The organism is Streptomyces sp. NPDC088817 (assembly GCF_044750345.1).
In the GTDB taxonomy this organism is placed as follows: domain Bacteria; phylum Actinomycetota; class Actinomycetes; order Streptomycetales; family Streptomycetaceae; genus Streptomyces.
In genome coordinates this window covers 17,635-26,884 of the sequence record NZ_JBIVJN010000017.1, presented here as the reverse complement: position 1 = coordinate 26,884, position 9,250 = coordinate 17,635, and the positions used below count along the sequence as shown (strand labels likewise).

11 protein-coding genes are annotated in these 9,250 nt (G+C 70.2%); 2 read left to right on the top strand and 9 right to left on the bottom strand.

Annotation, left to right across the window (positions count from 1 at the left end):
* Positions 1–374: 374 nt before the first annotated feature.
* From ACIP4X_RS27590 to ACIP4X_RS27570, 5 genes are all read right to left on the bottom strand, one after another.
* On the bottom strand, positions 375–2,582 hold the full coding sequence (locus ACIP4X_RS27590) for a molybdopterin cofactor-binding domain-containing protein (RefSeq protein ID WP_391457698.1): 2,208 nt from the start codon (positions 2,580–2,582) through the stop codon (positions 375–377).
* Positions 2,583–2,586: 4 nt separating this feature from the next.
* Positions 2,587–3,576 (bottom strand): FAD binding domain-containing protein, encoded by a 990-nt coding sequence (locus tag ACIP4X_RS27585; RefSeq protein WP_391457700.1) that lies wholly within the window; start codon positions 3,574–3,576, stop codon positions 2,587–2,589.
* Positions 3,563–4,093 (bottom strand): 2Fe-2S iron-sulfur cluster-binding protein, encoded by a 531-nt coding sequence (locus tag ACIP4X_RS27580; protein ID WP_391457702.1) that lies wholly within the window; start codon positions 4,091–4,093, stop codon positions 3,563–3,565. The genes ACIP4X_RS27585 and ACIP4X_RS27580 overlap by 14 nt, the downstream gene beginning before the upstream one ends.
* 244 nt (positions 4,094–4,337) lie before the next feature.
* On the bottom strand, positions 4,338–4,982 hold the full coding sequence (locus ACIP4X_RS27575; RefSeq protein ID WP_401351090.1) for a dihydrofolate reductase family protein: 645 nt from the start codon (positions 4,980–4,982) through the stop codon (positions 4,338–4,340).
* 95 nt (positions 4,983–5,077) lie between these two features.
* Complete coding sequence (locus ACIP4X_RS27570; protein WP_358730327.1) at positions 5,078–5,506, bottom strand: hypothetical protein; 429 nt, start codon at positions 5,504–5,506, stop codon at positions 5,078–5,080.
* On the opposite strand from ACIP4X_RS27570, the gene ACIP4X_RS27565 reads away from it, so the two are divergent.
* Both ACIP4X_RS27565 and ACIP4X_RS27560 read left to right on the top strand, forming a co-directional pair.
* Positions 5,496–5,789 (top strand): hypothetical protein, encoded by a 294-nt coding sequence (locus ACIP4X_RS27565; RefSeq protein WP_391457706.1) that lies wholly within the window; start codon positions 5,496–5,498, stop codon positions 5,787–5,789. The two genes, ACIP4X_RS27570 and ACIP4X_RS27565, sit on opposite strands and share 11 nt — an antisense overlap.
* Before the next feature lie 6 nt (positions 5,790–5,795).
* The gene (locus ACIP4X_RS27560) at positions 5,796–6,146 is read left to right on the top strand and encodes a hypothetical protein (RefSeq protein WP_401351088.1); all 351 of its coding nucleotides are present in this window, start codon (positions 5,796–5,798) and stop codon (positions 6,144–6,146) included.
* A 19-nt stretch (positions 6,147–6,165) separates the two neighbouring features.
* Here ACIP4X_RS27560 and ACIP4X_RS27555 read toward each other — a convergent pair whose 3' ends face one another.
* The 4 genes from ACIP4X_RS27555 to ACIP4X_RS27540 all read right to left on the bottom strand — a co-directional run bounded on the left by ACIP4X_RS27555 (position 6,166) and on the right by ACIP4X_RS27540 (position 9,173).
* Complete coding sequence (locus ACIP4X_RS27555; protein WP_391457712.1) at positions 6,166–6,969, bottom strand: ATP-binding cassette domain-containing protein; 804 nt, start codon at positions 6,967–6,969, stop codon at positions 6,166–6,168.
* Positions 6,966–7,811 carry an ABC transporter permease subunit gene (locus ACIP4X_RS27550; RefSeq protein WP_391457715.1) on the bottom strand — a complete coding sequence of 282 codons (846 nt, stop codon included), beginning with the start codon at positions 7,809–7,811 and terminating at the stop codon, positions 6,966–6,968. Before ACIP4X_RS27550 ends, ACIP4X_RS27555 begins: the two co-directional genes overlap by 4 nt.
* Positions 7,808–8,656 (bottom strand): transporter substrate-binding domain-containing protein, encoded by an 849-nt coding sequence (locus ACIP4X_RS27545; protein WP_391457717.1) that lies wholly within the window; start codon positions 8,654–8,656, stop codon positions 7,808–7,810. The genes ACIP4X_RS27550 and ACIP4X_RS27545 overlap by 4 nt, the downstream gene beginning before the upstream one ends.
* Positions 8,657–8,738: 82 nt before the next feature.
* Positions 8,739–9,173, bottom strand: a complete 435-nt coding sequence (locus ACIP4X_RS27540; protein WP_391457719.1) for a VOC family protein — start codon at positions 9,171–9,173, stop codon at positions 8,739–8,741.
* Between the last annotated feature and the right edge of the window lie 77 nt (positions 9,174–9,250).

The following is a 9,250-nucleotide window of genomic DNA, read 5'->3' as shown; positions in this document are numbered from 1 at the left end:
AACGCTCTACGACGGCGTCCACGACCCGGTGGTGGTGGCGCAGTTGCGCGCGCTCCTGCGCGGCGAGGCGATGCCGCAGCGCCAGAGCGGGAGCGACACGCCTGACCCGACCGTCACCGTGCACTGCACTGGCCCGTACGACGGGCTCGACGTGCAGATCAAACGCGTCCTACGGCCCGGGGAGACCGCGCAGAGGCCGTCCGCAAGCCTCCTCGCCGGGTGGACCTGGCCGAACGGAACGACCGCACGAAGCGAATTCGCGGCCATGGCACCACGGTAGGAGTTCGCGGTGGCCGCCTCGGCGGCGCAGCCGCCTGGTGCGGCAGGACGTCACGCGCCGGGACTTGACACCTGCGACGGCAACCCGCGGTGCTTCAGAGGAGGTTGTCGGGGGTGATCGGCAGTTCGCGGAAGCGTTTGCCGGTGGCGTGGTGGACGGCGTTGGCGATCGCTGCTGCGATGCCGACGAGGCCGACCTCGCCGACGCCTTTGGTGCCGGTCGGGGTGGCACGGTCGGGTTCGCCGACGAAGACCACGTCGAGTTCGGGTATGTCGGCGTTCACGGCGACGAGGTAGTCGGCGAGCGAGGCGTTGGTGACGCGTCCGGTGCGCGGGTCGGTGGCGGTGTCCTCGTAGAGGGTCATGCCGATGCCGCCGACCGTTCCGCCGATGATCTGGCTCCTGGCGGTCTTCGAGTTGAGGATGCGGCCGCCGTCGATGGCGGAGACCACCCGCGTGACCCGGACGAGGCCGAGGTCGGCGTCGACGCGTACCTCCACGAACTTCGCGCCGTACGCGCCGGCGAGGGACATGCCCAGTTCGGTGGCGGCCGGCGGGGTGCTGTTGCCGTTCGCCGTGAGCTCGGACAGCCCGTGCCGGGCGAGGATGTCGGCGTACGGCTCCCCGCGGTCGGGGCGGCCCGCGAGGTGGACGCGCCCACCGGTGGACTCCACGTCGTCGGGGGACGCGCCCCGCAGGGGTGAGCCGGCGTCGCCCCGCGCGAATTCCGCGCACGAGCACACCAGTTGCCGGCAGGCGTTGTGAACGGCGTTGCCCAGCGCGCCGGTCAGACCGGAGCCGCCCGCCATCATCGAGTGGGGCATGTCCGAGTCGCCCAGGTCGAAGCGGACCAGGTCCAGGGGCAGCCCCAGTTCCTCGGCGGCGAGTTGGGTCATCACCGTGTACGTGCCGGTGCCGATGTCGGTCGCCGCGCTGCGCACCAGTGCGCTGCCGTCGCTGTGGATGGTGGCCTGCGCCGTACAGGGCTGGGCGAAGTAGGGGAACAGCGCGCTCGCCATGCCGTAGCCGATGAGCCAGTTCCCCTCGCGCATGGACCGCGGTTCGGGGTCGCGGTCCGACCAGCCGAAGCGGCGGGCGCCGACCTCGTAGCACTCCAGGAGCGCCTTGCCCGACCAGGGCAGTCCGTTGCGCGGATCGACGTCCGTGTGGTTGCGCAGCCGCAGCTCCACGGGGTCCATGCGCAGCGTGCAGGCCAGTTCGTCGAGCGCCGACTCCAGCGCGAAGTTGCCCTGTGCCTCGGCCGGGGCACGCATGGACGTCGGCAGGGAGATGTTGAGCCGCGCCTGCCGGTCCTGTGTGGTCACGTGGGGACAGCGGTAGGCGAAGGCGGTGCCCGAGGCGAACGGCTCGTAGTCGCTGCCCTCCATGCTCAGGGAGCTGAGGCTGCGGTGGTCGAGGGCGACCAGTTCGCCGTCGCGTGTGGCGCCGAGGGTGAGCCACTGCACGCCGCTGGGGCGGTGTCCGACGGAGGTGAACATCTGCGGCCGGGTCAGGACGAGCTTGACCGGGCGGTTGAGCACGCGCGCGGCCATGGCGGTCAGGATCACGTGCGGCCACACGCGCAGCGCGGAGCCGAAGCCCCCGCCGACGTAGGGGACCAGGACCCGCACCGAGCTCTCCGGGATACCGAAGACCGTGGCGAGGGTGGTGCGCACCATCGACGGCCACTGGCTGGTGTCGTGGACGGTGAGGGTGTCGCCCTCCCACGCGGCCAGGGTGGCGAACAGTCCGAGCGGGTTGTGGGTGTTGTCCGCGGTGGTGTACGTGGCCCGGAGGGTCACCTCCGCCCTCCGCAGCGCCCCGGCGGCGTCGCCGCGCGAGTGGTCCGTCCCCCACGGGTCCGCGAGTTGCTCGGCCCGGGGGTCCTGGAGGTCCAGCAGCGGTTCCGAGGCCTCGTAGTCGGCCCGCACCAGGCGTGCCGCGGCGGCGGCCTGCTCCGGGGTCTCGGCCACCACGAAGGCGATGTGCTGTCCGTGATGGAGGATCCGGTCGCTCCGCAGGGGTGAGGGCGTCGGCTCCCCGAGCACCGTCGCCGGTCCCGTGGCGACCTCGGGCGCGTTCTCGTGGGTCAGCACCGAGAGCACGCCCGGGGACTGCTCGGCGGCCCCGGTGTGCATGCGGACGATCCGGCCCGCGGCGACGGTGCTCTGCACCAGGGCGCCGTAGGCCTGGCCGGGGACGCTGAAGTCCATGGGGTACGGGGCGGCGCCGGTGACCTTGCGTGGGCCGTCGACCCGGTTGACGCCCGCGCCGACCAGCGGCCTGCTCTCGACGGTGCTCATACGGTCACTCCTGCACTCCCGAGACGGTCTGCAACTGGCGCACCAGGGTGCGCCGGGCGAGCGGCACCTTGAACGCCGTGCCCGGGACGGTCCAGGCGTCGCGCATCGTGGCCCCGGCCGCGTCCCGGAACGTGGCTGTCGTGGCCGGCGCGCCGGTCAGTACGTGCTCGGCCTCGTAGGCCCGCCAGGGCTTCGATCCGACCCCGCCCAGCCCGACACGGGCCTGGCGGATCGTGCCGCCGTCCATGACGAGCAGTACCGCCGCCGAGGTGAGGGCGAACTCGTACGACATCCGGTCGCGGACCTTGAGGTAGCCCGACCGGGCGGCAGACGGCGGCAGCGGGATCTCGACCTCGGTGATCAGCTCGGCGTGCTCCAGCACGTTCTCCCGCTCGGGGCTTTCGTCGGCCGTCAGGTAGAACTCCGTCAGCGGCACCGTGCGACGCTCGGAGACCCCCTGGATGTGCACGACCGCGTCCAGCGCGACCAGGGCGACGGCGAGGTCGGAGGCGTGCAGCGCGATGCACCGCTCGCTCACGCCGAGCACGGCGTGCATACGCGCCACGCCCCGCACCGCGGCGCAGCCGGAGCCCGGTGCGCGCTTGTTGCACTCGGCGACCGTCGGGTCGCGGAAGTAGCGGCAGCGGGTGCGCTGCAGCAGGTTGCCCCCGATGGTGGCCATGTTCCGCAGCTGCACCGACGCGCCCTGCAGCAGGGACTCGCGCACCATGGGCAGCCGCTCGGCCACCGTGGCGTCGGCGGCCAGCTCCTCCATGCTGGCGAGCGCCCCCACACGGAGGCGGTCGCCGCGGCGCTCGATGCCGTGCAGCGGGAGCCGGGTGATGTCGATCAGCCGCGGCGGCTCCAGGACCCCGTCCTGCATCAGGTCCAGTTGCGTCGTGCCGCCCGCCAGGCAGGATGCCGCCGGGTCGTCCGCCAGCAGTCGCACCGCCTCCTGGGTGCCGGTGGCCCGGACGTAGTCAAAGCCGCGCATCGGGGCCTCCTCCGGACGCCGCCTCGCGGATCGCGGCCACGATGTTGGGATAGGCGCCGCAGCGGCACAGGTTGCCGCTCATGAACTCCCGGATCTCCTCGTCGGAGCCGGCCCGGCCCTCGGCCATCAGCGCCACCGCGGACATGATCTGCCCCGGGGTGCAGAAGCCGCACTGGAAGCCGTCGTGCTCCATGAACGCCTGCTGCACCGGATGCGGTCCGTCGGCGCCGGAGATGCCCTCGATGGTGGTGATCGCCCGGTCCTCGGCCTGGGCCGCCAGGGTCAGGCAGGCGAGCACTCTCCTGCCGTCCAGGTGGACCGTGCACGCGCCGCAGGCACCCTGGTCGCAGCCCTTCTTCGTGCCCACGAGGCCCAGCCGGTCCCGCAGGGCGTCCAGCAGGGTGACCCGGGTGTCCAGGCGCAGGGTGTGCGACCGGCCGTTCACGGTGAGTGTCACGACCCGTTCGGTGACCGCGGGACGGCCGTCCGTGTCCCGTTCGCTCGCCACGTCCCTCATCGCGTCCTCCTCCGGAGGGGCCGGATACGACTCGTGCCCCAGGTGGGGGGCGGATCCGGTGAGTGGATTCGTCAGGCGCCACGAAAGGCGGGAATCGACCTTTTCATGCCAATACGTCCGCCTTTCTCCCCAATATACGCCGAACGGGTGTATCGGCACGGGGTGCCCCGGACCGTCCCCACGCCGCCGTCTCCAGGACGGAACCCCTGCTCGACGAGCAGGGGTTCCCGAGCGGGCCCTCGTGTCACTTTCGCCAGAACAGGTGGTGCGCCACGCCGCTCGGGCTGGGCACGACCTCGAGGTGGAACCGGTCGCGCAGATCCTCGGGTGACTCCCAGAGCCGTAGTCCGGATTCGAGCTTCACCGGCGAGACCGCCACATGCATGGTGTCGACGAGGTCGGCGTCGAGGAACTGCCGGATGGTGGTGACCCCGCCGCCGAGTCGGACGTCCTTGCCCTGTGCCGCCTCCCGCGCCTGCGCGAGGACCGCGGCCGGGTCGCCGTCGACGAAGTGGAACGTGGTGTCGGAGAGGGTGAACGACGGACGTTTGTGATGCGTCATGACGAACACCGGGGTGCGGAACGGGGGCTCGTCACCCCACCAGCCTTGCCACTCGTGGTTCTGCCAGGGCCCGCGCTGGGGTCCGAACTTGTTGCGGCCCATGATCTCGGCACCGATGTCGCGGGCGTAGTCCCGCGTGAAGTAGTCGTCGAGGCCCCGGCTCCCCCCGGGATCGGTGCGCATGGGCCAGCTCGCCGTGGCGCCGGCCCAGGCGAACAGCTTCCCGGGATCGACGTGGCCGAACGGACTCTCAAGGCTCTGGTCCTCACCGGCGCCGATGCCGTCACTTGAGACGGTGAAGTTCTGCACTCTCAACAGCTGAGCCACGGATTCCTCCTGTGTTGTCGGACAACAGTGGTGAGACTCTCCGGGCCGGGAAAACTCATCGCTGCGTCCGTACTGAAGGGCCACCCTCGGAATCATCAGGAACGAGGTCGTGTTCGATCACGGCCGAGAAGTTTCCGGATCAGCAAGAACGTGCCCGCGGCGATCAGGGCCACCCCCGCAATGATCAAAATCATCCCGATGGCGATCAGGAATGTCCCGATGAAGACCAGAAGTGCCCCAATCAGGACCAAGAGTGTCCCGATGATGAGGAGAAAGATCGCGAGGACGGTCACGGTTGTCTCCTGTCCTCCCTCCCGCTCTGACTCCTTCCCCGCTCCCGCGCAAACACTCTGCTTCACGATCACCAACGGCTTGCCGCGACACGCCACTGAGCTCGGGCCGGCCTCCGCGGCGTTGTCGAACACCACCTTCGGTGGCACGGCGACCGGCCAGCTCGGCACGGTAACGGTCAACGACCAGCGCGGTGTTGTGCCCGCGCCGTGGACGGCGACAGTGACCTCCACGGCCTTCACCACGGGCGCAGGCGGCGCCAACCAGACCATCCCCGACAGCGATGTCGAGTACTGGTCGGGCCCCGCCACGAGCACCAACGGCAGCGGGACCTTCACCCCGGGCCAGCCCACCGCCGCCGCGGCCGTCGCGCTCTCCTCCGGGCAGACGGCGTTCGCGCACACCGCGGGCGGCGGCGCCAACAACGCCTCCTGGGACCCGACCGTGATCGTGAACGTCCCCAGCACCGTCGCCGCCGGCCAGTACACCGGCACGATCACACACTCGGTGGCCTGACAGCACATGAAGCAAGTTCTGGCAATCCTGGCGGCGGCGGGCCTGTTCGTCCTGCCCGCCGCCGCCACGGCGCACCCGGCACCGGAAGTCCCCCGGATCACCCTGGGCGTCAAGCTGCTCGAAGCCCCCGTCGAGCGCAAGGACGACCCACGCGCCTCCAGTTACATCGTCGACCACCTGGCGCCCGGCAGCACGATCCACCGCAGAGTCGAGGTCGCCAACGACAGCTCCGAGCCCTCGCAGGGGACGAAGCCGCCACCCACCCGCGCCCTGGCGGATGCGGACCTGACCATCAGCGTGCCGGCCAATGCGCCCGTCGGTCAGTACACCGGCGTCATCACCCACTCCGCCGCCTGACCGGCACCGTGATCCGGTGCTACCCGCTCTCGCCCGCCCGGTCTGCCCGGACCGCCTTCTCCTGCTCGACCTGCGCCTTCGCGGGGTCCAGGAGCCGGGACAGAAAGTGCCGGGTGCGTTCATGAGCGGGGTTGCCGATGACCTGGTCCGGTGTGCCGTCCTCGACGATCACGCCGCCGTCCATGAAGACGACCCGGTCGGCGACCTCGCGCGCGAAGCTCATCTCATGGGTGACGACCGTCATCGTCATGCCCTCGTCGGCGAGCATGCGCATCACGGCGAGGACGTCACCCACCAGCTCGGGGTCGAGCGCGGAGGTCGGCTCGTCGAAGAGCATCACCTCGGGGCCCATGGCGAGCGCGCGGGCGATGGCTACGCGCTGCTGCTGACCGCCGGAGAGCGAGGAGGGATAGGCGTCCGCCTTCTCGGACAGGCCCACACGCCCCAGGTTCTCGGCCGCGATCTCCGCGGCCCGCGCCTTGCCCCGACCGAGGACCCGGCGCTGCGGCAGCGTGAGGTTCTCGGTCACCGTCAGGTGCGGGAAGAGGTTGAACTGCTGGAACACCATGCCGATACGGCGGCGTACGGCGTCGATGTCCACATCGGGGTCGGTCACCTCGGTGCCGCCGACGAAGACCTGCCCCTCGGTGGGCCCCTCCAGGAGGTTCACACAGCGCAGCAGGGTCGACTTGCCGGAGCCGGAGGGCCCGATGACACAGACCACCTCGCCCTGGCCGATCTCCAGGTCGATGCCGCGCAACACCTCGTTGTCACCGAAGGACTTGTGCAGGCCGCGGACGAGTATCTCGGGGACAGTGCTCACTTGACGGCTCCCTGGGCCTTGGCCTCCATACGGCGCACCACGAATCCGAGCGGGATCGTGACCAGCAGATAGCACAGGCCCGCGACCAGGATCGGCGTGGAGTTGGCGGTCTGGCTGGCCAGGTCCCGGCCGAACTTGGACAGTTCGCGCTCCCCCAGCGTGACGCCGAGGAACAGCACCAGCGAGGAGTCCTTGAAGAGCAGGACCAGTTCGTTGGTCAGCGGCGGCAGGATGATCCGGAACGCCTGCGGAACGACGATGGAAACCATGGCCCGGGCCGGCGAGAAGCCGAGTGAACGGGCCGCCTCCATCTGCCCCTTGGGCACGGCCTGGATGCCCGCGCGGATCGTCTCCGCCATGTAGGCGGCCGAGACCAGTCCGAGCGCGAGGGCCACCTTGCCGTACGTTCCCCCGATGATCTCCGTGCCGGGGAAGGCCAACGGCACGGCCACACCGACGAAGATGAAGATCAGCAGGGCGGGCAGACCGCGGAAGATCTCGATGTAGATCCCGGCGACCCAGCGGTAGGGGCCCACGGACGACAGCCGCATCAGCGCGATGACCATGCCGAGGACCAGGCCGACGACGAAGCCGGTCAGGGTGAACAGCACGGTGTTCTTCAGCGCCAGGGTGATGACGTCCGGGAACATCCGCCGCGCGATGTCCGCCTGCGCGAACTGGTTCCGCAGCCGGATCCAGTCGGCCGTGGCCGCGAAGGCGACCACGGCGGCGACGAACACGGTGTACTGGGCGCCGCGCGAGAGGGCGCGCCGCCGGCTCCGGGTCAGCCCCCTTCTTCGGGGCCGGACCTCGGCGCCGGTGGTGTCGGTGGTGTCCGTCATGAGGCGGACGGCGAGGCGGCGGACGGGGTGTAGGGGCCGATCCACTGCTCGTACAGCTTCTGGTACGTGCCGTCGGCCTTCGCGTCCTTGATCGCCTCGTTGACCGCCGCGAGGAGTGCGGAGTTGCCCTTCTTCACCGTGAAGCCGTACTGCTCACCGGTGTCGAGGTTGCCGACCACCTTGAAGGCGTCGGCGTTGGCCTTGTCCTTGAGCCAGCCCTGGACCACCGGGTAGTCGATGACGACCGCCTGGACCTGGCCGGTGCGCAGGCCGTTGAGGACGGCGTCGGAGGACTCGAAGGAGACGGGGTCGAAGCCGTGCTCGCGCACGTAGTCCTCCCCGGTGGTCTGCGCCTGGGCACCGAGCTTCCTGCCCTTGGCCTTCACCTCGTCCAGGGACGTGACGCCGCTCTTCCTGTCGACCAGGACGGCCTGGGTGGCGTCGAAGTACGGGTCGGAGAAGTCGACGTTCTTCTTGCGCTCGGCGGTGATGGTCATGCCCGCGGCGGCCAGATCGCACTCGCCGGAGTTGAGGAACGCGCCGGTCTTGAAGTTCTCGAAGGGCGTGTCGAGGATCTGCTGCTTCACCCCGAGGTCCCTGGCGACCAGGTCGATCAGGGAGACGTCGAAGCCCTGGACCTTGCCGTCGATCTCCGACTGGAAGGGCGGGTACGGCAGATGCGTGCAGGTCGTGAGCCGGCCCGCCTTGACGAGGTCGACCCCGCCGTCGGCCGACTTGCCCGCGCCGCCGCTGCCGCTCGACGTGCAGCCTGCCACGAGCACCGCTCCGGCTGTCGCGGTGATGGCGGCCAGGATGCGGACCCGGCGTCCGAGGAGCATGTTCACGGGGGACCTCTCTGTGGGGGACGTGCACATGCAGACTATAAGAAGATCTTTGACCCTCTCAAAGCGCCACCTTCGCGGCCGCTCAGTCGAGGCAGAACTCGTTGCCCTCGATGTCCTGCATCACGAGGCACGACTCGTCGAAGCCGTCGGCCAGGAGCAGGCGCACGCGAACCGCGCCGAGCGCGATCAGCCGCGCGCACTCGGCCTCAAGCGCGGCCACACGCTCCTCGCCCACGAGCCCGGTGCCGACCCGCACGTCAAGATGCACCCGATTCTTGACGACCTTCCCTTCGGGAACGCGCTGGAAGTACAGTCGCGGGCCCACACCCGAGGGATCGACGCATGCGAACCCCGAATCCCGGCGTTCAGGAGGCAGTGAGCGATCGAAGTCGTCCCACGTGGCAAAGCCCTCCGGCGGCGCCGGTACGACGTACCCCAGCACCTCGCACCAGAAGCGAGCGACACGCTCGGGCCGCGCACAGTCGAAGGTGACCTGGACCTGCTTGATCGGCGCCATCTGCCCATCGTATAGGCGGTGTTGATCGCTGCTCCACGGGTTAATCCCCGGCCTGCCTCGGGGAGTGCCCCGTCCCG